The 24,252-nt window shown below is 61.6% G+C and carries 25 protein-coding genes; 12 read left to right on the top strand and 13 right to left on the bottom strand.

Annotated features, from left to right (window positions below; genetic code table 11):
- Positions 1-49: 49 nt before the first annotated feature.
- Positions 50-454, bottom strand: a complete 405-nt coding sequence (locus tag HX899_RS05685; protein ID WP_017962155.1) for a DoxX family protein — start codon at positions 452-454, stop codon at positions 50-52.
- A 250-nt stretch (positions 455-704) separates the two neighbouring features.
- On the opposite strand from HX899_RS05685, the gene HX899_RS05680 reads away from it, so the two are divergent.
- Both HX899_RS05680 and HX899_RS05675 read left to right on the top strand, forming a co-directional pair.
- The gene (locus HX899_RS05680; protein ID WP_181291812.1) at positions 705-2,078 is read left to right on the top strand and encodes a GH1 family beta-glucosidase; all 1,374 of its coding nucleotides are present in this window, start codon (positions 705-707) and stop codon (positions 2,076-2,078) included.
- Positions 2,079-2,191: 113 nt separating this feature from the next.
- A complete protein-coding gene (locus HX899_RS05675; protein ID WP_181291811.1) occupies positions 2,192-4,408 on the top strand; it encodes a bifunctional diguanylate cyclase/phosphodiesterase in 2,217 nt (738 codons plus the stop codon).
- Between the two features lie 18 nt (positions 4,409-4,426).
- On the opposite strand, the gene HX899_RS05670 is transcribed toward HX899_RS05675, so the two are convergent.
- The 4 genes from HX899_RS05670 to HX899_RS05655 all read right to left on the bottom strand — a co-directional run bounded on the left by HX899_RS05670 (position 4,427) and on the right by HX899_RS05655 (position 7,426).
- Entirely contained in the window at positions 4,427-5,356 is a 930-nt protein-coding gene (locus HX899_RS05670) for a rhodanese-related sulfurtransferase (protein ID WP_181291810.1), read from the bottom strand.
- A 71-nt stretch (positions 5,357-5,427) separates the two neighbouring features.
- Entirely contained in the window at positions 5,428-5,904 is a 477-nt protein-coding gene (locus HX899_RS05665) for a VOC family protein (protein WP_181291809.1), read from the bottom strand.
- A gap of 147 nt (positions 5,905-6,051) precedes the next feature.
- Positions 6,052-6,960, bottom strand: coding sequence for a CHAD domain-containing protein (locus HX899_RS05660; protein WP_181291808.1), 909 nt, complete (start codon positions 6,958-6,960; stop codon positions 6,052-6,054).
- Entirely contained in the window at positions 6,938-7,426 is a 489-nt protein-coding gene (locus tag HX899_RS05655; protein ID WP_138333279.1) for a CYTH domain-containing protein, read from the bottom strand. The genes HX899_RS05660 and HX899_RS05655 overlap by 23 nt, the downstream gene beginning before the upstream one ends.
- 154 nt (positions 7,427-7,580) lie before the next feature.
- On the opposite strand from HX899_RS05655, the gene HX899_RS05650 reads away from it, so the two are divergent.
- The 4 genes from HX899_RS05650 to HX899_RS05635 all read left to right on the top strand — a co-directional run bounded on the left by HX899_RS05650 (position 7,581) and on the right by HX899_RS05635 (position 10,094).
- Positions 7,581-8,219 (top strand): 2-dehydro-3-deoxy-phosphogluconate aldolase, encoded by a 639-nt coding sequence (locus HX899_RS05650; protein WP_003543005.1) that lies wholly within the window; start codon positions 7,581-7,583, stop codon positions 8,217-8,219.
- Positions 8,220-8,330: 111 nt separating this feature from the next.
- Positions 8,331-9,050: a tellurite resistance TerB family protein gene (locus HX899_RS05645; protein WP_181291807.1), complete on the top strand. Its 720-nt coding sequence runs from the start codon at positions 8,331-8,333 to the stop codon at positions 9,048-9,050.
- A 145-nt stretch (positions 9,051-9,195) separates the two neighbouring features.
- Entirely contained in the window at positions 9,196-9,891 is a 696-nt protein-coding gene (locus HX899_RS05640) for a GNAT family N-acetyltransferase (protein WP_180196434.1), read from the top strand.
- The gene (locus HX899_RS05635; RefSeq protein WP_012759018.1) at positions 9,888-10,094 is read left to right on the top strand and encodes a hypothetical protein; all 207 of its coding nucleotides are present in this window, start codon (positions 9,888-9,890) and stop codon (positions 10,092-10,094) included. Before HX899_RS05640 ends, HX899_RS05635 begins: the two co-directional genes overlap by 4 nt.
- 2 nt (positions 10,095-10,096) lie before the next feature.
- On the opposite strand, the gene HX899_RS05630 is transcribed toward HX899_RS05635, so the two are convergent.
- The 3 genes from HX899_RS05630 to HX899_RS05620 form a co-directional block, all read right to left on the bottom strand.
- Positions 10,097-11,173 (bottom strand): nickel/cobalt transporter, encoded by a 1,077-nt coding sequence (locus HX899_RS05630; protein ID WP_181291806.1) that lies wholly within the window; start codon positions 11,171-11,173, stop codon positions 10,097-10,099.
- On the bottom strand, positions 11,167-11,808 hold the full coding sequence (locus tag HX899_RS05625; protein WP_138390594.1) for a DUF1007 family protein: 642 nt from the start codon (positions 11,806-11,808) through the stop codon (positions 11,167-11,169). Before HX899_RS05625 ends, HX899_RS05630 begins: the two co-directional genes overlap by 7 nt.
- A gap of 240 nt (positions 11,809-12,048) precedes the next feature.
- Complete coding sequence (locus HX899_RS05620; protein ID WP_003542994.1) at positions 12,049-12,942, bottom strand: LysR family transcriptional regulator; 894 nt, start codon at positions 12,940-12,942, stop codon at positions 12,049-12,051.
- A 528-nt stretch (positions 12,943-13,470) separates the two neighbouring features.
- Here HX899_RS05620 and odc2 point away from each other — a divergent pair.
- The 4 genes from odc2 (at position 13,471) to HX899_RS05600 (ending at position 18,002) form a co-directional block, all read left to right on the top strand.
- The gene (gene odc2, locus HX899_RS05615; RefSeq protein ID WP_138390593.1) at positions 13,471-14,604 is read left to right on the top strand and encodes an ornithine/lysine decarboxylase; all 1,134 of its coding nucleotides are present in this window, start codon (positions 13,471-13,473) and stop codon (positions 14,602-14,604) included.
- Between the two features lie 94 nt (positions 14,605-14,698).
- Positions 14,699-15,289 (top strand): GNAT family N-acetyltransferase, encoded by a 591-nt coding sequence (locus tag HX899_RS05610; RefSeq protein WP_020051676.1) that lies wholly within the window; start codon positions 14,699-14,701, stop codon positions 15,287-15,289.
- 370 nt (positions 15,290-15,659) lie between these two features.
- On the top strand, positions 15,660-16,688 hold the full coding sequence (locus tag HX899_RS05605; protein ID WP_181291853.1) for a serine hydrolase: 1,029 nt from the start codon (positions 15,660-15,662) through the stop codon (positions 16,686-16,688).
- 156 nt (positions 16,689-16,844) lie between these two features.
- Positions 16,845-18,002: a GGDEF domain-containing protein gene (locus tag HX899_RS05600; RefSeq protein WP_181291805.1), complete on the top strand. Its 1,158-nt coding sequence runs from the start codon at positions 16,845-16,847 to the stop codon at positions 18,000-18,002.
- 33 nt (positions 18,003-18,035) lie between these two features.
- On the opposite strand, the gene cysE is transcribed toward HX899_RS05600, so the two are convergent.
- From cysE to HX899_RS05575, 5 genes are all read right to left on the bottom strand, one after another.
- Positions 18,036-18,854 (bottom strand): serine O-acetyltransferase, encoded by an 819-nt coding sequence (cysE, locus tag HX899_RS05595; RefSeq protein WP_181291804.1) that lies wholly within the window; start codon positions 18,852-18,854, stop codon positions 18,036-18,038.
- A gap of 95 nt (positions 18,855-18,949) precedes the next feature.
- Positions 18,950-19,447: a GNAT family N-acetyltransferase gene (locus HX899_RS05590; protein ID WP_181291803.1), complete on the bottom strand. Its 498-nt coding sequence runs from the start codon at positions 19,445-19,447 to the stop codon at positions 18,950-18,952.
- A 15-nt stretch (positions 19,448-19,462) separates the two neighbouring features.
- Entirely contained in the window at positions 19,463-20,452 is a 990-nt protein-coding gene (locus HX899_RS05585; RefSeq protein ID WP_065281295.1) for a WD40 repeat domain-containing protein, read from the bottom strand.
- Entirely contained in the window at positions 20,452-21,570 is a 1,119-nt protein-coding gene (locus HX899_RS05580; RefSeq protein ID WP_171600675.1) for a GTP-binding protein, read from the bottom strand. Before HX899_RS05580 ends, HX899_RS05585 begins: the two co-directional genes overlap by 1 nt.
- A gap of 145 nt (positions 21,571-21,715) precedes the next feature.
- Complete coding sequence (locus HX899_RS05575; RefSeq protein WP_138390587.1) at positions 21,716-22,504, bottom strand: creatininase family protein; 789 nt, start codon at positions 22,502-22,504, stop codon at positions 21,716-21,718.
- A gap of 85 nt (positions 22,505-22,589) precedes the next feature.
- Here HX899_RS05575 and HX899_RS05570 point away from each other — a divergent pair, with 85 nt between their 5' ends.
- Both HX899_RS05570 and HX899_RS05565 read left to right on the top strand, forming a co-directional pair.
- The gene (locus HX899_RS05570; protein WP_025396056.1) at positions 22,590-23,102 is read left to right on the top strand and encodes a MarR family winged helix-turn-helix transcriptional regulator; all 513 of its coding nucleotides are present in this window, start codon (positions 22,590-22,592) and stop codon (positions 23,100-23,102) included.
- Positions 23,103-23,219: 117 nt separating this feature from the next.
- Positions 23,220-24,242, top strand: a complete 1,023-nt coding sequence (locus HX899_RS05565) for a LacI family DNA-binding transcriptional regulator (RefSeq protein ID WP_003542973.1) — start codon at positions 23,220-23,222, stop codon at positions 24,240-24,242.
- Positions 24,243-24,252: the final 10 nt, after the last annotated feature.

Raw genomic sequence — 24,252 nt, 5'->3', positions numbered from 1 at the left:
CGAGGCGACCTCGTCTGAAGTCGCCTCGGCGTTTTTGTTTTATTTCTGATCAGGCCGCTGCAGTGCGGCCACGCTTTAGCAGGTTGTCGACGCTCAACGGTCCGGCACCTGCCGCCACCAGATAAAGAAACACGAAGCAGAACAGGATTGCCGCCACGCCGCCGTTCTGGGCGGGATAGATGCCCTTCGACGCATGCCCGATGAAATAGGCGAAGGCCATCAGGCCCGAGAGCACGAAGGCTGCGATACGGGTCTGGAAACCGACAAGCACCAGGAAGCCGAAGGTGAGTTCGAGCAGCCCGGCAATCCAGGAGAGCGAGCCCGCGGGCGGCACGCTTGCCGCAGCCGGAAAATGCAGGATTTTCTGTGTTCCGTAGCTGAAAAGTACAAGTGACGAGACGATGCGCAACAGGCTCAGTAGATGAGGCTGCAGCGAATGGACCGAAGAGAGCATTGGATTCCTTTCACATTTGTGATGCCATTTCCCGTGTAAGGATCGCGGTCTCAATGGCCAAGTCACGACTGCTGACATTGCCGTTATGAGGGCAGCTGCGCGGTGGGGGAGGGCCGGCTGCAGTGACGTTGCAGCTGTTCTTTTTTTCCTCCTGCAACGTTGCAGTTTTTCTCGCCGCCAGCCTGTACTTTACGCTCTGGCTTGGCTAAATCCGGCACAAACGGCTGAACCTGAGAGATAGGATTTCCAGATGATCGATCCGAAGAAACTCGCAGAGCGCTTTCCCGGCGACTTCACCTTCGGCGTCGCCACCGCCGCCTTCCAGATCGAAGGCGCCAGCAAGGCCGATGGCCGCAAGCCATCCATCTGGGATGCTTTCTGCAATATGCCCGGCCGTGTCCATAATCGCGATAACGGCGATATCGCCTGCGATCACTATAATCGCCTGGAGCAGGACCTCGATCTCATCAAGGAGATGGGTGTCGAAGCCTACCGGTTCTCGATCGCTTGGCCGCGCATTATCCCCGACGGTACGGGTCCGGTGAACGAGGCCGGCCTCGATTTCTACGACCGGCTGGTTGACGGCTGCAAGGCGCGCGGCATCAAGACCTTTGCGACGCTCTACCATTGGGACCTGCCTCTGTTGCTCGCCGGCGAGGGCGGCTGGACTGCGCGCTCGACTGCCTATGCGTTTCAGCGCTATGCCAAGACGGTGATGAGCCGCCTTGGCGATCGCCTCGACCGGGTCGCGACCTTCAACGAACCCTGGTGCATCGTCTGGCTCAGCCACCTCTACGGCATCCATGCTCCCGGCGAGCGCAACATGCAGGCCGCCCTTCATGCCATGCATTACATGAACCTTGCCCACGGTCTCGGCGTCGAGGCGATCCGCTCGGAAGCCCCCAACGTGCCGGTCGGGCTTGTCCTCAATGCCGCCTCGATCATTCCTGGCTCCGATAGCCCAGCCGACCTTGCCGCCGGCGAGCGTGCGCATCAGTTCCACAACGGCGCTTTCTTCGATCCCGTCTTCAAGGGTGAATATCCGCAGGAATTCATCGCGGCGCTCGGCGACCGCATGCCCGTCATCGAGGATGGCGACCTGAAACTCATCAGCCAGAAACTCGATTGGTGGGGCCTGAACTATTATAAGCCCGAGCGGGTCACCGACGATGCCGAACGCAAAGGCGATTTCCCCTGGACGGTGGAAGCGCCGCCGGCAAGCGACGTCAAGACCGATATCGGCTGGGAAATCTATGCGCCGGGCCTGAAGCTCTCGGTCGAGGACCTCTACCGCCGCTACGAGCTGCCGGAATGCTACATCACCGAGAATGGCGCCTGCGACAACACCGATGTCGTCGACGGCGAGGTCGACGATACGATGCGCCTCGACTATGTCGGCGATCACCTCGAAATCGTTGCCGGCCTCATCAAGGACGGCTATCCCCTACGCGGCTATTTCGCCTGGAGCCTGATGGACAATTTCGAATGGGCGGAAGGCTACCGCATGCGCTTCGGTCTCGTCCATGTCGATTATGAGACCCAGGTACGCACGGTAAAAAAGAGCGGCAAATGGTATCGCGAACTTGCGGCCAAATTCCCGAAGGGCAATCACAAGCCGGGTTAGGGGCGCGTCCTCAGGCGGCGACACAAAAATAGCTCGTCAGAAGCCTGCAACAGCCGGTTGCTTAAACGTTTTTGAACCCTTGGCTGGCAAAGTCCGACGGTCAGGGAGTCGTAATGCAGACAGCCGGAAAGTCGCAGAGCAAGGGATCGGGAATAGGCCGTCACATCACCGTCACGGGCGTGCTTTTCTCCTTCGCGGTCATCGTCGCAGTCGTCACCATCATGGTGCTGACGGCGCTTGAACGTGTGGCCGAAAATTCCAATGTTCTCGATGACGAGCGCTCGCGCGAAACGACGATCGGCGCGTTGAAGACCTTCGAGGATCAGCTCGGCGCGACGCTTGACGATTACGCCGCCTGGGATGACGCCGCTGTCAACGTCTACGCAGCCGACGGTATGGCCTGGACGGTGAGCAACTACGGCGAGATGTCGGTCAACAGTTCGCTTTTCGACATGGCGATCGTCATCGATGCCGAGAAGAAGGCGATCATGGCGTATCGCGATGGCAAACCGATGGCGGAGTCGCTCACGGATTTCTTCGCGCCTTCGCTCTGGACCCTCTTCGACACGGTAAAGGCGGCCGGCCAGGCCGATCGTCCTCAGGCGATCGGTTTCGTCACCACCAAACGGGGCATAGCCGCCGTCGGTGTGGCATTGGTGCGGAAAAAGTCCGGTGCGCTGGATGTGCCCGCCGGCCAGCAGCGCTATCTCGTTTTCGCCCGCCATCTCGATGACGACAGGGTGACCGCTCTCGGCCAGACCTATGTCATCGGCGGGCTGAGGCTGGCGCCGCCGAGTTTTGCGGCCGACTACCTCGTCCCGATCGTCGATCCGACGGGGGCAACGCTCGGCAAGCTCGTGTGGATCTCGCGTTCACCCGGCGATATCGGCTATGCGCAGGTGCGGCCGATGGTCATCCAGGCGCTCGGCCTGGTCGGATTGTTCTTCGTGGTGCTGCTGGTCATCGGCTGGCTTGCCGGCCGCCGCCTGAAGGCGGAGGAAAACAGCGCTCGCGAGGAGGCGCTGCGCGACAGGCTGAGCGGCCTTTCCAATCGCGACGGTCTCGGGCTGGCCGTCGATCGTTTTGTCGTCGAAGCACGCCAGACCAAGCGCAACGTGCTGCTTCTCTATCTCGACCTCGATGGCTTCAAGGAAGTCAATGACAGCTATGGCCACGGCACCGGCGACCAGTTGATCCGGGCGGTCGCGGCCGGGCTCGCTGTGCTCATTCCGCAAGGTGCGGTTCTCGCCCGCATCGGCGGCGATGAATTTGCCATCGCCTTTCTCTCCGACAGCGAGAATGCCGCCGCCCTGCAGCTTGCCGAGCAGATCCTCGATTTTCTTGTCGAGCCGCTGGAGATCGGTCGCCGTGTCGTCGTCGTCGGGGCAAGCATCGGCATTGCCATGTCGCCTTCCGGGACGATCGGGCGTGAGGAGCTGGTGCGCCGTTCCGACCTTGCCATGTACAAGGCGAAGGAGGCCGGCCGCGCGCGCATGACGCTCTACGATCCGTCGATGGACGCCGATCGAGAGCAGCGCAATGCGCTGGAGCTGGATCTCCGGATCGCCATCGAAAGCGGCGACCTGACGCTCGCCTACCAGCCGCTGATCGATGCGGCGACGCATGCGATGACCGGTGTCGAGGCGCTGGTGCGCTGGAACCGCCCAGGCCATGGCCCTGTTTCGCCCGAGCTGTTCATCCCGATCGCCGAGACCAGCGGCCTCATCGAATCGCTCGGCCTGTTCGTGCTGCGCAAAGCCTGCGAGACGGCCAAGCAATGGCCGGACCTCAATGTGTCGGTCAACGTCTCGCCCGGCCAGTTCCGCAATCCCGCCTTTACCGACTATGTGCGCTACGTGCTGAAGCAGACGGAGATCGAGGCCGGCCGCATCACGCTCGAGATCACCGAAGGCTACATGATCCAGAATCCGCAGCGCACCCGCCAGTCGATCGAACGGTTGAAGGCGCTGGGGGTCAAGGTGGCGCTCGACGATTTCGGTTCCGGCTTCTCCTCGATCGGTTATCTCAGGCAGTTCGGCTTCGACCGCATCAAGATCGATCGCTCGCTGGTCATGGGTGTCAACGAAGACAAACGCCAGCGCGAGATGCTGCAGGCGACGGTGGCGCTCGCCCGCTCGCTCGACATTCCGGTGACGGCCGAAGGCATCGAGACCGAGGAGCAGGCGATAGCCATGCGTCTTTTCGGCTGCGACTGCCTGCAGGGCTATTTGTTCGGAAAGCCTGTGACATCAGACCTCATCACCGAGATGCTGAACGAGCGACGTGCAGCGGAGCCGGAAGCTGGGCGCCGCATCCAGGCGGCAGGCTGATCCAATCAGAATCCTGGCTCAGCTGCCGATATGTCGCTGGCCGCGCTTCTTCGCCAGGGCGATCTGGTGCTGACGCTGGCGGTAGCGCAGCCGGTCTTCCTCCGTGCGCGTGTCGTAGCAGTGGCTGCAGGAAACGCCTTCCTCGTAAAGCGGCGAAGTCATTTCCTCGGCAGTGATCGGGTTGCGGCAGGCGTGGCAGAGCCGGTGTTCGCCTTCCTTCAAACCGTGCTCGACGGAGACGCGCTCGTCGAAGACGAAGCAGGCGCCATCCCAGAGGCTTTCCTCCTGCGGCACTTCCTCCAGATATTTCAGGATGCCGCCCTTCAGATGATAGACCTCGTCGAAGCCCTCAGCCTTCATGAAGGCGGTGGCCTTCTCGCAGCGTATGCCGCCGGTGCAGTACATGGCGACCTTCGGCTTGTTGTGCAGACCGGGATTCTCACGCACCCATTCCGGAAACTCACGGAAGCTCTTGGTCTTCGGGTCGAGCGCGCCGCGGAAGGTTCCGATCGCCGTCTCGTAGTCGTTGCGGGTGTCGATGACGATGGTGTCGGGATCGGAAATCAGCGCGTTCCAATCCTTGGCCGCCACGTAGGTGCCGACCACCTTGTTGGGGTCGATATCTTCGACGCCCATGGTGACGATTTCCTTCTTCAGCTTCACCTTCATGCGCAGGAAGGGCATTTTCGAGGCGCGGCTTTCCTTGTGCTCCAAGCCCGAAAATTCCGGCTGGGCGCGCAGGAAGGCGAGCACAGCGTGAATGCCGGCATCCGGGCCTGCGATCGTGCCGTTGATGCCTTCATGCGCCAGAAGCAGCGTTCCCTTGACGCCGTTCCCCTCGCAAAGCGTCTGCAACGGCGCCTGCAGGTCAGCAAAGCGCGGCACGGAAACGAAATGGTAGAGTGCGGCCACGAGGAACGGGCTGGTGTGTGTCAGGCTGTCGGTCATAGGCCGGAAATACAGAAAATCGGTGGGCCGCGCAATTGCCTTCGCCAGTGGCGGCCTTGACCGGTGACCGATTACGCTCGCGCCTGCCACGCGGAAAACGGCCGCACGCCGAAGCTCCGGTCGGGGATTGCGTCGAGAACGCTGATGAATTCGATCGAGTGCCCGTCCGGATCCTTGAAATAGATAGACAGCGCCGGCATCCAGCCGAGAACCACCGGCTCCGTCACCGGTTCACCGGTAAAGCCGAGAGGTTCCACACCCTTTGCCCTGAGAATGGTGGGCGCCTGCAGCATGCCGCCGGCGGTCATGCGGAAGGCGATATGCAGCCGCATCTTCAGCGGCCCGCTTCCGGTTTCCCAAAGGCCGAGCATGCCGGTCTTCCTGTCGTCCACCCAGAGGAAAGCGACGTTGCGCTCCTCGAATGAGGCTGCCGGTTCGAGCCCAACGACATCGCGGTAAAAGTCCGTGGAGGTCTTGAGATCGGCAACGGTCAGATGGGTCTCGTAGAGCCCGAGCACCTTCGGCATTGCGGCATTTTCGGCGGTCATATTTTCCTCGCGGGTCAAGTTTCTGCTTGTTCGACCACCGCAAGCTAGGACCTCAAGATTGGTTGAGGTCAATAGGGTTCCTTGTGATATTGCCGATGCGATGGGAAATGCAGAGCTGCGCGCAAGCACTTCCGATTTCGCGGGCTCTCAATTCCCGGCCATCAGCCAGAGAAGCTCGATGCGCTGGGCTTCCTCGTCGGCATCATCGGCGAACACGGCTTCGGCTTTGACCAGCGCTTGCCGCCGGTCTTCCTGCTGGCGGAAGATGATGATGTCGAGCAGATGCGCTAGGTCGTCATTGCGGGTGAAGAGCTGCGGTTCGGCCTCGACCAGTTCGGAGAGCACGGTGAGATCGTGGATGTGGCCGAGATCCTCGACGAGTTCCTTGGCCGCATCGCGCTTGGCCTTCATCGCGCCCGGCCAGACGTCACGCAAAAGCGCATGGTAGAGCCGATAGTCGTAGGTGCGTTTGCGCAGATCGTGGAAGTCGTCGGCCGATGCCTCGCCGTGGCAAGCCGCAAGCGCGGTCTTGGCCTTCCGCGCGGTACGGCGCCAACTTTTTGCCAGCATGCGTGCATTCTTGCGGTGGCCGCGATCAAAGGAGACGGCGTCCAAGGCGGCGATTGCCTCCTTCAGAACGTCGGAGGTTTCCGCGAGCCGCTGTTCCAGGCCGCTTTCGGCTTCCGCCATCCAATCACGGCGCCCTTCGAGAATGGTGACGATGCGGCCGAGCGCCTCGCTCTCCTCGTTCCCGCGGGCTGCATGCTGCAGATACTGCGCGGTGCCGATGAGGGCTGCAGCATCGCGGATCGCCGAAAGCGAGCGTGCGGCATCGCGCAGCCTCGCATTTTCCTGGGCCTGAAAATCCGGCACCTCGCGGGCCACGAGGCGGTAGAGCGAGCGTAGTCGCTTCAGGTTCTTGCGGAAAGAATGGATCGCCTCATGCGCGCCGTCCGGGCGTTCCCCGAGGACAGTGATAGCGTGTTCCAGCTGCTTGGTCGCAGCGTTACGGAACGCTTCGGTGAAATCGGCGTCAGGCCGAATGCGATAGGCCATGCCTGTCGTGCCCGTATTCTGTGGCAAGGGCCTGGTTGGAATAGCGGAAATCTCCGGTCACTTCGCGGCCGAGCCAGGTGGGCAGGGCCGGATCGTCGGTTTCCGCCGCCATCTCCACCTCGGCAATCACCAGTCCGCGATGCTCGCCGGTAAAGACGTCGACTTCCCAGACGAAGTCCTCATGCGGAACGCGATAGCGCGTCTTCTCGATGACGACGCCGATCGCGTTCTGCAACAGCTCTTCGGCATCGGCGATCGGGATGTCGTATTCGAATTCGTCACGGGTGATGGTGCTGCGGCCGATCTTGATCGTCAGTTTCGCATTCCTGCCGTCGAGGATGCGCACGCGCACGGAACGATCGTCCATCGAGGCAATGTAACCCTGCCTGAAGACAGATTTCGTCTCGACGGCGGAACGCCATCCATCGCTGCGTACAAGAAACTTCCGCTCGATCTCTTTCGCCATGCCGGTGAACCTTTTGTGACGATTGCGGCACGGTAGCCCAATTTCCAAGCATTTCATACCCTTCTCGTCATGCGGTCCGGTTTTATCTCGACAAGGTTCCGCGGGGGCGTTATTCGGGGTCCGAATTCAATCGTTTCAAGGAGGTCGCGCGACCATGGGCGAGAAAACAGAGAAGCTCCTTTCCATCCTGAAACTCCAGCCTGTCGTTCCGGTATTGATCGTCGACGATGCGAAGACGGCGGTGCCGCTGGCCCGCGCGCTCGTCGCGGGCGGCCTGAAGGCGATCGAGATCACCATGCGCACGCCGGCAGCGCTCGAGGCCGTGCGCGCCGTCGCCGCAGAGGTCGAGGGGGCCGAAGTCGGCGCCGGCACGATCCTCAATGTCGCCCATTGGGAAGCCGCCGTCGAGGCCGGTTCGAAATTCATCGTCAGCCCGGGCACGACGCAGGAACTGCTTGATGCCGCTGCCGATTCCGACGTGCCGCTGCTTCCGGGGGCTGCGACCGCCAGCGAAGTCATGGCACTGCGCGAAGAAGGCTACCAAGTGCTGAAATTCTTCCCGGCGGAGCAGGCCGGTGGCGCCGCCTATCTCAAGGCGCTGTCCTCGCCGCTTGCCGGCACGCTGTTCTGCCCGACCGGCGGTATTTCGCTGAAGAACGCCAATGATTATCTCTCGCTGCCGAACGTCATTTGCGTTGGCGGCTCGTGGGTGGCGCCGAAGGAACTGGTCGCGGCCGGCGACTGGGCTGGCATCACCAAGCTCGCGGCAGAGGCGGCGGCGCTGAAGGCCTGAGTTTCGGCTGGGGCGGGTGAGTCTCATGGCTCAATCCCGCTCCCCCTATTTGTATTTCACCCGTCGCAAACCTATGTACTCCTCCAGTTTCAAATAGGGAGATGACGAGGAATGTTCGACGCAAAGAAGCTTCTCGACCAGTTTTTGGGTTCGCAGTTGCCAGGTCTTGGCGGTTCGGTCCGCGACAGGGCCGGTGACGCCGTGCAGACGGCAAAGAACAATCCGCTGGCGACAGGTGCGATTGCAGCCGCGCTTCTCGGCACCAAGACCGGTCGGGGTATTGCCGGCAATGCACTAGCGATCGGCGGTCTTGCCGCGATTGCCGGCCTCGGCTACCAGGCCTACAAGAATTACCAGGCGGGGCAGGCGCCCGCAGCCCCCTCGGATGCACCGTCGGCAAACAATCCGGTCCTTCTGCCGCCGCCTGTCGAATCTGGTTTCGGGCCGACATCGCCTGCCGGCAGCAATGAATTCGTGCTGGTGCTGATCCGCGCGATGATCGCCGCCGCCAAGGCCGACGGTCATATCGACAATGCCGAACGCGCCCTCATCATGGACAAGGTCAAGGCCGCCGACGTCAGCGGCGAGGCTGCGGCCTTCATCGAGCATGAACTCGCTTCGCCGACGGACATCGATGCGCTCGTTGCCGCCGCGACGACGGAAGAACAGCGTGTCGAGCTTTACACCGCCTCGCGGCTCACTATCGAGCCGGATTCGCGTGCCGAGCGCGGTTATCTCGATCTGCTTGCCGGCCGCCTCGGCCTTGCCGACCAGTTGGTGGACCATATCGAGGCGACGGTGTCATCGGCCAAGACGACCTTGTCACAGTGACATCTAAAGCATGTCGCGCAAAAGTGTGCAGCGGTTTTGCGACAACGACATGCGTTGGAAATAAGGCCTAAAGCGCGACGCGCTTTAGGCCGGTTGCCTTTGCCGGGCGGCTGGCCTATCCACTCTTCGGAAAAGAGGAGTGAACATGCGCGATCTTGCAAATTTCAACGGCTGCCCGGCGCCGAAGCCGGTCACGCTGAAGGGCCGCTTCGTCACCGTCCAGCCCTACCGGCGTGAGGAACATCTCCAGGCGTTATGGGATGGCCTCGGTGGCATGGGCATCAACCCGTTGCTTCTCTATTTCGCGCAGGACGATTTCTCCGGTATCAACGATTTCGCCAACTGGCTGGAAACCGTCTATACCAAGTCCGGCTGGCTCACCCATATCTTCCGCGACAACGCCACCGGCAAGATTGTCGGCATGGCGAATTACATGCGCGCCGACCCGGCAAACGGCGTCGTCGAGATCGGCGGGGTGGCGCACGGGGCCGAGATGAAGCGGTCGCCGCTGTCGACCGAGGCGCATTACCTGATGGCTAAGCACGTCTTCGAGGATCTCGGCTACCGCCGCTACGAATGGAAATGCGACAATAAGAACGAGGCGAGCAAGACGACGGCTGCGCGTTACGGCTTCAGCTTCGAAGGGGTCTTCCGCCAGCATATGATCTCCAAGCATCGCAACCGCGATACCGCCTGGTTCTCGATGATCGATGCCGAATGGCCGATGATCAACGATGCCTTCGAAGCCTGGCTCTCGCCGGAGAATTTCGACGCCGAGGGCAACCAGATCCGTCGTCTGCAGGACATCCGCGCCGATCTTGAAAAGGAAAGGCTGGTATGAGCCCAGAAAGCCGCTCGCAGGCGACCGCCGCCGGCATTATCCTGCTCAGTGCCGCCTTGGTTATCTATTTCCTGCCGACCATTGTGCTGTGGATTGGCAATTTCTCGCCGACGCTGGCGATCGTCGTCGGCGTCTGCCTGATCATGGCGTTTTTCGCAGTCTTCTGGCTGCGGGCGCGTTACCAGCGCCGCCGGGGAAAGTAGTTTTATCCCTGCAGCGAGGCCCCGAGCAGCAGGGCGCCCATCAGCATGACAAGCACGGCGCCGAGGATTTCGATGGCATTCCCGACCCAGATCGAGGCGGTCGAGCCGCGTCCGGAGAGGCGGACGGCCGCACTCTTGGCCGTGACGGCAAGTGTGGCAAGCAGCGAAACGGTGATCGCCGTGCCGAGCGACATGGCGGCGACCGAAAGCACGCCGCCGAGATAGAGCCCGTTCAGCAGTGAGAAGGTCATGACCAGCAATGCGCCGGAACAGGGGCGCAGACCGACGGCAACGATCGCCGACCAGGCCTCGCGGGCGCTGAATCTGTCGCCGCCGAGCAGGGCCGGATCGGGCACATGGGCATTGCCGCAGGTCTCGCAGACCATGCCGGGAACGAAGGTATGGCCGGCTTCGACAGGCTGCGCCTTGCCGTTGAAGGCATAGGCTTGGCGTTCGGCCGCGTTGTCCTTCCAGTCGAGCATCATGCTGACCGGACCGGCAGGCGTCGCCATCAGCCGGCGGCGCGGCATGTTGCCCACCAGCGAGCGCAGTTTGCGGAACAGCAACCAGCCGCCGAAGAGGATGACCATGACGAAGCTTGCGATCTCCATCGCGTGGGTCGCCGCCGTCAGCGTAATGCCGGTGCCGCGCAGCACCAGCCAGGCGCCGCCGACCAGCGCCACCGCCACCACGCCCTGGACGAAGGCAGAAATGAAGGAAATCACCACGCCGCGCTTCAGCTCGACCTCATTGGCGATCATGTAGGAGGAGATGACCGCCTTGCCGTGGCCGGGGCCGGCGGCATGGAAGACGCCATAGGCGAAGGAGAGGCCGATCAGCGATGCCAACTGCCAGGGGTCTTGGCGCATCGCCTTCAAGGCGCCGGTCAGTGCCCGATAGAAGGCCTGCTGCTCGTAATTGACGTAGAGAAATAGCGGCGCAAACGGCCCGCCGGTCGGCTGGAAGCTTGGTTCCGCCGTGCCGATGCCGAGCGGCGATTGCGCATGGGCGAGGCTTGCCGCCGTCACGAGCGCGAAGACGGCGGCGGAAAGGATGAGGGGAAGGCGTTTCGTCAGCATGTGACCTCCAGCCGGGTGGCGAAGAGTTTGGACATGTTGGTGCCGGTGGGATCGTTGAAGAAGGCGTCCGTCAGCGACTGCTTGTTTTCCGAGATCACTTGGTCGGCATCCGGCCGCACCACCTGATGTTTGCAAGCCTTGAAGCCGTCTCCGACGATGGCCAGCTCGGTGTCGGTGGGGAAATCGATCGAGGTGTAGAGCGTCGGGTCATAGACGCCGAAGGTGAGCCTGCCCTTGAGCGGCATCTTCTCCACCGGCTTTACCGCAAAGAACATCAGCAGCTGGCCATCCTTGTAGTCGACATGGATGATGTCGGGCTTCTGGACGGTGATGTTCTTCCCGTTGATCGTCAGGTTCATGTAGTAGTCGTAATCGGCAAGAGACTTCTTGACCGTGTTGCCGACCTCGGTCAGTTCGTTCGGCTCCAGCTTCAGGTCGGTGTTCTTGTCGAAATCCATGACCACGGAGGACGAAAAGACCTCGTCGAAGCGCCAGACATTGCGCAGTTCCTCGACACTGCCGTCCTTGCCGGCCACGACTTCGAGGCGCGCTTCCACGAAGATGTGCGGATGCGCAAAGGCGGCGGCCGGCGCCAGCGAAAGAAGCGCGGCCATCAGTATTGTTGAATGTCTCATCTATCCCGCTGCCTTGTTCGCTGCCCCTGACTTCTTGCCAGAAATTGGGACGGAATTGGGACCGGGCTCGGCATCGGCTTCGCGGGGCAGGATGCCACTGCATAATTCCTTAAATCGGAATCGATTCAAGGATAAAATTATGCAGCATTTAAAGTGCTACAGTGTCCTTTGCGCGTCTGAAAAGACGCGCGGCGCTGTAGAGCGGGGCGGAATGTCGCATCGCTTCGCAAGGGCGCCGGCTTACGGATGCTTCTTGAACCAGTTGTGCAGGTAATCGACGAAGATTCTTACCTTGGCCGGCAGGTAGCGCCGGTGCGGGTAGACGGCATAGATGCCGCGGTCGGTCGGGGTGTAATCGTTGAAAAGGGTCACCAGTTCGCCGCTCTCGATCGGCTTGCGGGCGATGAAATCTGGGATGAAGGCTACGCCGATGCCGGCCAGTGCTGCGCGTAATGTCGCATGCGGGCTGTTGACCTCTATCGGTCCGGAAACGGCGACGGCAAACGAGGTGTTGTCAGGATTGTGGAAGCGGATGCTCGCCTGGGTGCGCGCATTGGTATCGACGATGAAGGGGACGCTGGAAAGGGCCGTTGGGTGATCGAGATCGGGATAACGCTCGAGAAATTCAGGGGTGGCGCAGATATGGATGCGGAAATCCGAGATCTTGCGGGCGATCATGCCGGAATCTTCGAGCTTGGTGATGCGGATCGCCACGTCGAAGCCTTCCTCGATCAGATCGACGAACCGGTCGTCGGCGGCGATCTCCAGCGAAAGGTCGGGGTTCTCCTTGGCAAAATCGATCAGCGACTGGCCGACATCGGCATCGACGAAGGTGCGCGGCACCGAGATGCGTAGCCGTCCCTTGAGCTGTGCATTGTTTTCGCGCACGAGATCGGCGAGGTTATCGATCTCCTTCAGAATATCGGAGGCGGTACGGTAATAGGTATGGCCGGCCTCGGTCATCGAGAACTGCCGGGTGGTGCGGTTGAGCAGCAGGGCGCCGAGCTCGTCTTCCAATTCGCGCACATATTTGGAGAGCAGCGCCTTGGAGCGGCCGGTGCGCCGTGCCGCGGCGGAGAAGCCTTCGGCCTCGACGACATCGATGAAGGCGCGTATGCGGGTCAAGGTATCCATGGCACCCCTCAGGCTGTTTCGGAATGTTGAACAAATTGGCTCGTCTTGTTCAATAATTTTTTTAGCCTTGAGATCAAAAAATCGCTTGATTATGAAGGCGAATATTCTTATTTCCCACTCAGCCCAAAGTCGCACGTGCCCATGGGTGTCCGCCGAACCCTCGAATTGGTGAGGAAATCGGTAAGGTACCTGGAATTAACCCCTCCAGTCGCTATTCCGGCCAACCGGAAAATGCGAGGACGCCTGAAGCAACGACGGTGCGGGCCTTTTTGTTCTCTCCCTGCTTTCCATCAGCGGGGGTTACTGAAGAGGCACACCATCATTGCCGGAAGTGCGGTTGGGATTCTCCCTCCAATCCATGGCAGACAAAGCCGAACTTACACCGCATCGCGGCGTTGGTTCACTATCTGCGCATCGAGCGCTTGCTATGGTTCCGGGGTCTCCACCGGCTGGTTCCAATGCGAGCTATCGTATGCCCTTTGTCCTCCGGTTCATGCCGGAGCTCTGGAATTGGAAGAGGGAATCGATATGACCACCCAGCGCATCCGCGACTTTCTCGCAACCCGACGTCCCGACGGTCCCTGCCTCGTGGTTGACCTCGACGTCGTTCGCGACAATTTCCACGCCTTCCGTCACGCCATGCCGGACAGCGCCATCTATTACGCCGTCAAGGCCAACCCGGCCCCGGAAGTGCTGAAGCTGCTCGCAGGCCTCGGCTCCAATTTCGATTGCGCATCCGTTGCCGAAATCGAAATGGCGCTCGAAGCCGGTGCGACCGCCGCCCGCATCTCCTACGGCAACACGATCAAGAAGGAACGTGACGTTGCCCGCGCGCATGCGCTCGGCGTCAGCCTCTTTGCCGTCGACAGCCACGAGGAAGTCGAGAAGATCTCGCGCGCCGCTCCCGGCGCCCGTGTCTTCTGCCGCGTGCTCACGGATGGCGAAGGCGCCGAATGGCCGCTGTCGCGCAAGTTCGGCTGCGTTCCGCAGATGGCTGTCGACGTTCTCGTCTACGCCCATCAGCTTGGCCTGCAGTCCTATGGCGTCTCGTTCCATGTCGGTTCGCAGATGACCAAGGTCGATGCCTGGGATTCGGCGCTTGCCGATGCCAAGCGCGTCTTCGTATCGCTTGCCAAGCAGGGCATCCACCTGCAGATGGTCAACATGGGTGGCGGCTTCCCGACCAAGTACCTGCGTGACGTTCCGTCCGCAGAAGCTTACGGCAAGTCGATCTACCAGGCGCTGCGCACGCATTTCGGCAACCAGATCCCGCAGACGATCATCGAGCCGGGCCGCGGCATGGTCGGCAATGCCGGTGTCATCAAGGCGGAAGTCGTTCTGATTTCGAAGAAGTCGGACAATGACGATGCCCGCTGGGTCTTCCTCGACATCGGCAAGTTCGGCGGTCTCGCCGAGACGATGGACGAAGCCATCCGCTATCCGATCCGCACGGATCACGACAGCGACGAGATGGAGCCCTGCGTCATTGCCGGTCCGACCTGCGATTCGGCCGACGTGCTCTACGAGAAGAACCTCTATCCGCTGCCGATCTCCCTTTCGATCGGCGACGAGGTCCTGATCGAAGGCACCGGCGCCTATACGACGACCTATTCGGCGGTCGCTTTCAACGGTTTCGACCCCTTGAAGGCCTACGTCATCTAAGGTCGTTTCCGCCGGCCCCGTAACCAGCCGGGGCGGCAACTTCACAATTTTCCTTCATCGCCGCTGATAACGGTATTGGGTACGGGAGGCCAAGATGGCCGCTGTTCTTGATTCTGTCCGCGCATTCTTTGCGCCCACCACTTTCGCCATCGACGCCGAAAATCCTTCGGATGTCGTTGCGCGTGAAAACCTGCTCGACCGCGTCATGGGCCCGGATCGCCGCAAGAAGTCGTCGGAGAAGATCCGCCGCAACCGCGTTCCGGCCGAGGGTCTTGCGCTCGTCGCGCGCGATCGCGACGGCCATGTCATCGGCTCGGTGCGGCTCTGGAACATCGAGGCCGGCGTCAATGACGAAGGCACGCCGATCAATGCGCTGCTGCTTGGACCGCTCGCCGTTGCGCCCCATCAAGGCGGCAAGGGGATCGGCTCGGCGCTGATGCGCGCGGCGATCCTCGAAGCGAAGAAGCGCGGACACGGTGCCGTTTTGCTCGTCGGCGATGCTGCCTATTACGAGCGTTTCGGCTTCTTTGCCGAAAAGGCTCGCCATCTCGTCATGCCGGGTCCGTTCGAACGCTCGCGCTTTCTTGCGCTCGAGCTCACGGAAGGCTGGCTTGACGGCGCGGCCGGCATGATCGTCCCCTCGGGACGCATGCTGGCCAGCGCGCCGGTTCGCCGCGCAGCCTAGAACAGGATGATTTTAGGCCGGGTCGGCCTAAAATCTGACTCCTGTTCTAAATTAAAGAGTTAGAGCATGATGTCGTCCGAAAACCGCTTACACTTTTCGGCATCATGCTCTAGCGCATCGACCCGAAAAGACGCACGGACTGTAAGGCTGCGCCGACCGGCCGGCCAGGTTGGGAATTTTCCCCCGGCTGGTAATATCCGCGCCGTTTGACCACGCAGGCAGGCGGGCCTGGTGTGGTTGCGGCGCGGATTGTCTTTCTGGCGGGTGAAGCGGCGCGGTCGCTAGCTCCCCGACGCACGCGGAAACACAATCGCGTGAAATGGGTCGCCGGCACGCGAACATATCGCGGCGATATCCTATCTTGCATCGCATGATCCGCCTTCTTTCCCTTCTGCTTTTCTTCTGCCTGTCGCTTGCCGCTACGGGGCCGGCTGCTGCCCAGAGCACGGCTCCCGCCGTCGGCGGGCTTGGTCCGCGTCTCGATCGCGCGGCGAGCGATCCGGCGATGCGGCCTTTGAAGACGGTGATTGTTGCTCGCGATGGGCGCGTGCTCAGCGAACGTGGGTTCCATGGTCATTCGCCGTCGGAATCGACCAATATCAAATCCGCTTCGAAGTCGATCATCTCGGCGTTGGTCGGCATCGCCATCGACAAAGGCATGCTGACGGGGCCGGATCAGAAGATCGCGCCGATCCTGAAGGCCGATCTCCCTCTAACGCCCGACCCGCGCATCAACGACATCACCATCGGCAATCTTCTCTCGATGCAGGCTGGGCTCGATCGCATGTCGGGGGCGAACTACGGCCGCTGGGTCTCGTCGCGCAACTGGGTGCGCTTTGCGCTGTCGCAGCCTTTCGTCGATCAGCCCGGTGGCGAGATGCTCTATTCCACCGCATCCACGCATCTGCTGTCGGCCATTCTCACCAAGGTCGGCCGGCGGCCGACGCTGGTGTTGGCGCGCGAATGGCTCGGCCCGGTCGACGGTTTCCGCATCGGTGCATGGGAGCGCGATCCGCAGGGCATCTATCTCGGCGGCAATCAGATGGCGATGAGCGCCCTGTCCCTGCTTGCCTTCGGCGAACTCTACCGTAACGGCGGCAAGACCGCCGACGGCCGCCAGATCGTACCTGCCGACTGGATCGCCCAGTCGTGGCAGCAGCGCACCAACTCACGCTTCTCCGGCGATGAATATGGCTATGGCTGGTTCACGCGGCAGATCGGCGGCGAGCAGGTGCACTTCGCCTGGGGTTATGGCGGGCAGATGCTCTACATCGTGCCGTCGCTCGATCTCACCGTCGTCATGACCTCGGAAGAGAGCGGTCCGTCTGCCCGAAATGGCTACAGGGACTTGCTGCACGGTCTGTTGGCGGACATCATCGGCTCGGTGCGGGCCGCTTGACGACAGGGCCGCGTGTCTTTCACACGCGCCAAGGGTGCTGTAGGATTTTGAATGATGCAGCGGGGAAAAACCCGCGATCGTTAAATTTTTAGCGAAGGCTCCAATCAAACCGCAAAACGCTTCCTGTAAGTTCCGCGAGAATTTCGGGAAAGCGCCATGCTGCTGGATCTCAGGACGATCTATTTCATTGTTGCCGTGAGCTGTTTCGTGCTGGGCATTCTCCAGCTTGCAGCCTATGCGACGGGTCGCTTCGAGAGGTGGCCGCTCTGGTGGGGCTTGAGCAACCTTCTTGTCGGCGTCGGCTCGTTTCTCGTCGCGCTGCGCAATCTCGTTCCCTACTCCGTCTCGGTCGACGGCGGCAATATCGTCACCATCGCCGGCTACATGCTGATGTTCTTTGCCGTGCGCGTGTTTTCGGGACGAGCGCTCGACCAGCGCACTTTCTGGCTTGCCATCTTGCTCGTCAGCGTTCCTGTCGTCCTCATCGTCAGCGATCCATCGGCAGTCTCGGCGAGGCTCCTCTACGTCTCCGTCATCTGCTGCCTCTGCGATCTTGCCGTCGCAAGGGAGGCGATCAGCATTGTCCGGCGCGAGAGGCTTTATTCGGCAGCCTTGCTTGTCGGCCTCTACGCCTGCACTGCCGCGATCTTTGCGGTTCGCAGCATTCTCGCGGCGACCGGTGAGATCGGTGGGCCGGATCCTTTCGGCGGCAGTGCAATACACAGCTGGATCGCGGTATCGGCGGTCGCGTTCATCATGCTGCGGAGCATGGCCATGGTGCTGATGGCCGCCGAGCGCAGCCGAAATCAGCTAACCGAACTCGCTCACCACGATCCGCTGACCGGCGCGCTCAATCGCGGTGGCCTTGCCCAGCATCTGCCGGCTCTCGGTTCCCAGCCGGTATCGCTGCTGATCATCGATATCGACCATTTCAAGCAACTGAACGACAGGCATGGCCATGCCGCCGGCGACGACATCCTGCGGCTTTTCGCCAGTGTTGCGAGAGGCATCATGCGCTCCGGCGATCTGCTCGCCCGTCAAGGTGGGGATGAGTTCCTGGCAGTGCTGAAAAACGTTTCCCGGGAAGATGCCGCGGCAATTGCCGAGCGCATCCGTCTCGCCTTCGCCGCCGCCGTCATGCAGCGGCCGGATCTGGCCGTCTTTCCGACGCTGAGCGTCGGCGTTGCCGCGCGTGCGGAAAGCGGTGGAGACTTTGAACGGCTGATGCAGAAGGCCGATGAGGCGCTCTATCGTTCGAAGCGCGAAGGACGCAACCGGGTCGAAGTCTTTGGAGAAAATCAACAAGCTGCGTAGGAACGGGGCAAACTCGTCTATCTCAGAATGATCCTAGATATTCTGGTCCATCGTCTCAGCCGGGATTTCGTCGGCGCGGTGGACGCGCACGAGCGTTGCCGGCACGCCGGCGACCGTGCAATGCTCGGGGACCGGCTTCAGCACGACACTGCCGGCCGCGACTTTGCTGAAGGCACCGATTTCGATATTGCCGAGGATCTTGGCGCCCGCGCCGATCATCACGCCGTGGCGGATCTTCGGGTGGCGGTCGCCGGTCTCCTTGCCGGTGCCGCCGAGCGTGACATTCTGCAGGATCGACACTTCATCCTCGATGACAGCCGTTTCGCCGATGACGATGCCCGAGCCGTGGTCGAGCATGATGGATGCGCCGATCCGTGCCGCCGGATGGATATCCGGGCCGAAAACCAGTGAAACGAGATTGGCGAGCCAGCTGGCGATCTCCTGACGGCCGGCGATCCAGAGCGCATGGGCGATGCGATGCGTCTCAAGCGCATGAAAGCCCTTGAGATTGAGAAGCGCGTGCAGAAATGTCGTGCAGGCCGGATCGCGCTCGCGCACGGCGATGAGATCGGCCTCGACCTTCCGCATGATATCGTCATCAAGTGTGGACAGGATGAGATCGACCAGATCACCCGTTTCCACCTGCGCTACGGAGAGCCGCGCGGCCAGCACGCGGGCGATGATCTCATCGTTGTCGGCAGTGTCCGTTACCTGAGCGGCAAGCAGCCGCTGCAATATCGGCTCGCGCGCGGCAAGCTCGGCCGCCTCGGCGCGGATCACGGTCCAGACGGATGCGTCGCCCAATGGCTGCGGCTGTTGCTCGGCCAAACCGAGGCCGGTCGATTTCGGCATTCCCGTTTCCTTTGTCAGCCTGGGCGTCGCGCAAAGCGCCTCCGTGCGGCTCATGTTTCGCCCGGGCAAGGCATTTGGCAAGCCCTGAGCATATTCTAGCCGCCAGACGGTTGCAGGCGAAGTGTCAGCTCCGGAAGCCGGCGCCAATGGTAGAGCACATCAGGCTCCCGTTCTTCGTTGTCGGCGCCATCGGTCTCCTCCTCGGCGGTAAAACCATGCTGTTCGTAGAAGCTGCGAGCGCCTGCATTACGCTTAAACGTCCAGAGCCTGATCTCGTTCATCTCTTCCTTGGCGCAGCCGAGGAGGGAAGAGCCGATGCCCATGCCCTGGAAACCGGGGAGAACGTAAAGCTGCTCTATCCAGTTGTCGCCATAGGCGATGACGCCGACCAGCCGGTTACCCATGGCAGCGCCAAGGATGGTGCAGTTCGGCAGCAGATGCATGCGCCAGTATTGCTCGTCTTCCTCGGGCGTATGCACATCCGGCAGCCAGGGCAGCCTTTGCCACAGGGCGACACGTCTGATTCCGGCCGCGGCTTGCATGTGATCGGCCGTGAGCGCCACGATTTCAGGTTCCGTCAGGGCGTCGTCCATTGCCGGCAACGGGTCTCAAGCCGAAATATCGATGACACCACAATCGCCGGCTTCGGAACCGAAGGCGAGCAGCTTGCCGTTTTTGCTCCAGCTCATCGCTGTGATCGCACCCTTGCCGGGTCGGCGCAGCAGCGCTTCCTTGCTGTCGGCGATGCGTACGGCCAGGATCATGCCGTCGATGAAGCCGATGGCGAGGATGTCTTCGAGCGGATGGAATTTCACCGCGGTTGCCATGATATTGGCGCGAGTGCCGAGCTCCAGCGGCGCCTTGCCCATCGGCCCATCCTTGCCCTGGAAGGGCCAGACGATTGCCGCGGGCGCGCCTGAAGACGCGAGCCACTTGCCCTTGACCGACCAGGAGAGCGATTTCACCTTGGAGGGGTAGCCGGTCATGCGCATGTGGCGGGCTTCGGTGCCGGGCTTGATATCGAGCTTCCAGCCGTGCAGTGCGTTTTCCTGCATCGAGGTGACGAGGAAATTACCATCAGGCGAGAAGGTGACGCCGGTATGCGCACCCTTCCATTCCAGATCGATCGGCTTGGCATTCATGCCGATCCAGTGCAGCGACACGCCGTTATAACGCGCGGCCGCGATGCGCAGGCCTTTCGGTGCAAAGGCAAGGCCTTCGACCGTGCGCTCTTCGGGGAATTCCTTGGTCGTGCCGTCGGCAAGGCGCACGAGCGAACTCTTGCCGTAGGAATAGGCAACGGCGCCCTGCGGGCCGGCTGCCACTTGCGAAATCCATTTGCGCGGCGCGGTCGCGATCTCGCTGACGCTGCCGTCGGCGGCAATGCGCAGCACCTTGCCGTCTTCGCCGCCCGAAATCAGGCTCTCGCTGTAGGGATCGCGGATGGCGGTGAGCATGCCCTGGTGGGCTTCAGAAACCCTGTCGCCGCCGTCCAGCCGGTGGAATGTACCGTTTGCGCTTGCGAAGAAGGGAACATCACCTAAAAATTCGACGGCCAGAACGTGGCCGTCGAGATCAAGCGGTGCAACTGTCGGCATCAGGCGGCTGCCTCGCAGGCCTTGAAGGAGGTTTCGAGCTTCTCGCGGTCGAGTTCGCGGCCGATGAAGACGAGACGGCTCTCGTGCTTTTCGCCTTCCTTCCACGGCCGCTGATGGTCGCCCTCGATGATCATGTGCACACCCTGAACGACGTAGCGCTCAGGATCGTCCTTGAAGGCGATGATGCCCTTGAGACGCAGAATATTCGGCCCCTGCGTCTGGGTGATCTTCTGGATCCAGGGGAAGAAGCGCTCCGGGTTCATCTGGCCGCCGCGCAGCGACACCGACTGCACCGTCACATCGTGGATCGCCGACATCGCGCCATGGTTATGGGCGCCATGGTGATGATGGTCGTGGCCGTGCTCATCATGCTGATGACCGTGATGATCGTGATCATGGTCATGATGGTGGTGGTCGTGATCGCAATCGGGGCCGCAGACATGGTCGTCATGGCCGTGCTCGAGGAAATGCGGATCGTTTTCGAGCGCGCGTTCCAGGTTGAAGGCGCCCTGATCGAGCACGCGGGCGAGGTCGACGCCAGAGCGGCTGGTCTTGTAAACGCGGGCAGCCGGGTTGATGGCGCGGACGATATCCTCGATCACATCAAGTTCTTCCGGGGTCACGAGGTCGGTCTTGTTGATGATGACGACGTCGGCGAAGGCGATCTGGTCTTCTGCCTCGCGGCTGTCCTTCAGGCGCAGCGGCAGGTGCTTGGCATCGACGAGGGCGACGACGGCGTCGAGCTCGGTCTTGGCGCGCACATCGTCATCCATGAAGAAGGTCTGGGCCACCGGCACCGGATCGGCAAGGCCGGTCGTTTCGACGATGATGCCGTCGAAGCGGCCGGGGCGGCGCATCAGGCCTTCGACGACGCGGATCAGGTCGCCGCGCACCGTGCAGCAGACGCAGCCATTGTTCATCTCGTAGATTTCTTCGTCCGACTCGACGATCAGGTCGTTGTCGATGCCGATTTCGCCGAATTCATTGACGATGACCGCATATTTCTTGCCGTGATTTTCGGAGAGGATGCGGTTGAGCAATGTCGTCTTGCCGGCACCGAGGTAACCGGTGAGCACGGTAACGGGAATGGGCTTCTGGGTGGAGATCGCGTCGGTCATGAGAACCTCTAGGATTAGGCGTGCGGCCGAGCGGCTTGGGATCGGCTGCTTGAACGGTTGGTCTCATATAATGGCTTGAGCGTGGCAGTTCAAAGGGTTTTATAATGTTATAAGATCACATCGTTTGCGCGGCGCAGGCCCACCTTCACCGGAGCTGTTCGACGTCGAAGGCATCGACATCTTCGAGCAGTTCCGTCAGTCCCTTCACCGCATGGGTAATCAGTGCCTCACCCTTCTCTGCCGTCGCGGCCGCGGCGTTGCCCGCAGCGCCTTGCGTGTTGAGATCCGACATCTTCCAGCCAAAGGCGTGCGGCCCGTAGGCGCGCAGATGCTTGAAGCGCACGGCGAATTCCGTCTGTCGCGAGGAAAAGTCCGCCGCCTTCGCCATATCCACCTTATCGGGATGAAGCGCCAGCATCACCGAGGTCTCGATATCGCCGCCATGGATGCCGATCGCCTTTTCCTCCGGCGTGACCACGCCATCCGGCGCGCCGAAACGGGTCCAGCTCGTCGCCACCGCCAGCATGGCAAAGCGGACCCGCGCCTCGGTCGCGACAATGGTCATGACGGGCGAATTGCCGCCATGGGCGTTCAGCATCACGAATTTGCCGATGCCCTGCTTTGCCAGCCCCTCGGCGATGCCGAGCCAGCGGTTTACCGCTTCGTCGAAGGCAAGCGTCTTCGTTCCTTCAACATCCATATGCTCTATGGAATAGCCGACAGATTCGGCGGGCAGGAAGGTGACCGGCAGGCCGGCGGGCAAGGCCATCTTCAATCGTCCGGCGATACCTTCGGCAATCAGGGTGTCGGTTTCGAAGGGCAGATGAGGGCCGTGCTGTTCGTGGGCGCCGAGCGGCAACACGGCGATCAGATGGCGCCCGTCAGGTGCAAAGGCCGGGTTGCTGTCCTCGAAGCGCGGCGAAGGCGTCATCATCCGGTGGTTGCCTCTTGTTTATGACGAGATCCTGAGCAATGTCATATCGCAGCGGCGTCGGGGCTTAAAGATCAAAGGGATGGCTATGGGAAAGAAGCACAAGGACGGCAAAAAGAACAAGTCCAAGAAGAAGGACCAGACCGAGTATACGCTCGTCGATCTCTCCCCGGCCCTGACCCAGGCAGCGCGTTCCATGCGGACGGTGCTTTCGCGCAACCTGCTTGAAAGCGGCCTCTATGCCGGCCAGGACGGCGTCATTCTCTCGCTTGCCGAGAGCGACGGCATGACGGCAGGCGGTCTTGCCCAGAAGCTCGGGGTCAAGGCGCCGACGATGACGCGCACGATCGGCCGCATGGAGGCGCAGGGCTTTCTCGAGCGCAAGCCCGATGCCGAGGATGCGCGGCTCACCAAGGTCTATCTCACCGAACTCGGCCGCGGCAGCGTTCAGGGGATCGAGATGGCGGCCTCGGCCTGCGACAGGCTGGCGACGCAGGAGTTCTCCGAGAAGGAAATCCGCAATCTCGTCCGCCTGCTGAAGGCGATCGATGCCAATCTGCAGGCTGAAGCCATTCATATCGAAGAACCGGACGAAGACTGAAATTTCCCCGAAAGACGAATTGCTTCCACCGATTAAATCTTTTAATTAAACATTTTAAGGGCCGCGCCGGTTTGCTGGCGGGGTCTTGCTGCTTACGTGCTGCCTGGAGGAGGACACGTGGTCCAGAAGATCAAGCTTTCGACAATCGCCGAAACGCTCGGCATTTCAACGGCGACCGTATCGCTTGCCTTACGCGACAGTCCGCTCGTCGCCGGCAATACCCGGGAGAAGATCAAGGAACAGGCGCGCGCGCTCGGCTATATCTACAATCGCCGTGCTGCCAGCCTTCGGACCTCGCGCTCCGGCATCATCGGCGTCGTCGTACACGACATCATGAACCCCTTCTACGGGGAGATCCTGAAGGCGATCGAAAGCGAACTCGACCGCAGCCGCCACACCTTCATCCTTTCCAACCATTACGACAATGTCGAAAAGCAGCGCACCTTCATCGAGACGCTGCTGCAGCTCGGTGGCGACGGCGTCATCATGTCGCCGGCGATCGGTACGCCGCCGGAAGACGTGCAACTGGCGGAAGACAACGGCATGCCGGCGATTCTGGTCGCTCGCTCGATGGAAGGGCAGGACCTGCCGACCTATCGCGGCGACGACAGCTACGGTATCTCGCTTGCCACCAACCACCTGATCGGCCTCGGTCATCGCTCGATCGCCATGATCGGCGGCACGGACCAGACATCCACCGGCCGCGATCGCTACCAGGGCTATGTCAATTCACTCCGGAAGGCCGGCATCGAGGTCGATCCGAACCTGCGCATTCCCGGTCCGCGCTCGAAACAGGGCGGTTTCGAGGCTGCAGTGCACTTCCTTTCGCTGCCGCAGAAGCCGACCGCAGCCGTCTGCTGGAACGATCTCGTGGCAATCGGCCTGATGAACGGCATTGCGCGCGCCGGCCTGGTGCCGGGACGCGATATTTCCGTCACCGGCTACGACGATCTCGAGGAGGCCTCGATCGCCACGCCTGCGCTAACGACCGTCTGGAACGGTCAGGCCGAGGTCGGGCGCCTGGCCGCCCGGGCACTGCTCGATCGCCTTGCCGGCAGCCATGAGCCTGACGGTATGCATCTGATCAAGCCGGAAATGCGCATTCGCCAGTCCACCAGTCCCCATCGGCCGCGCGCCTGAACCAAGACCG

The sequence above is a fragment of the Rhizobium sp. WYCCWR 11146 genome, assembly GCF_013591995.1.
GTDB lineage: Bacteria > Pseudomonadota > Alphaproteobacteria > Rhizobiales > Rhizobiaceae > Rhizobium > Rhizobium indicum.
This window is presented reverse-complemented; position numbering and strand designations above follow the sequence as displayed.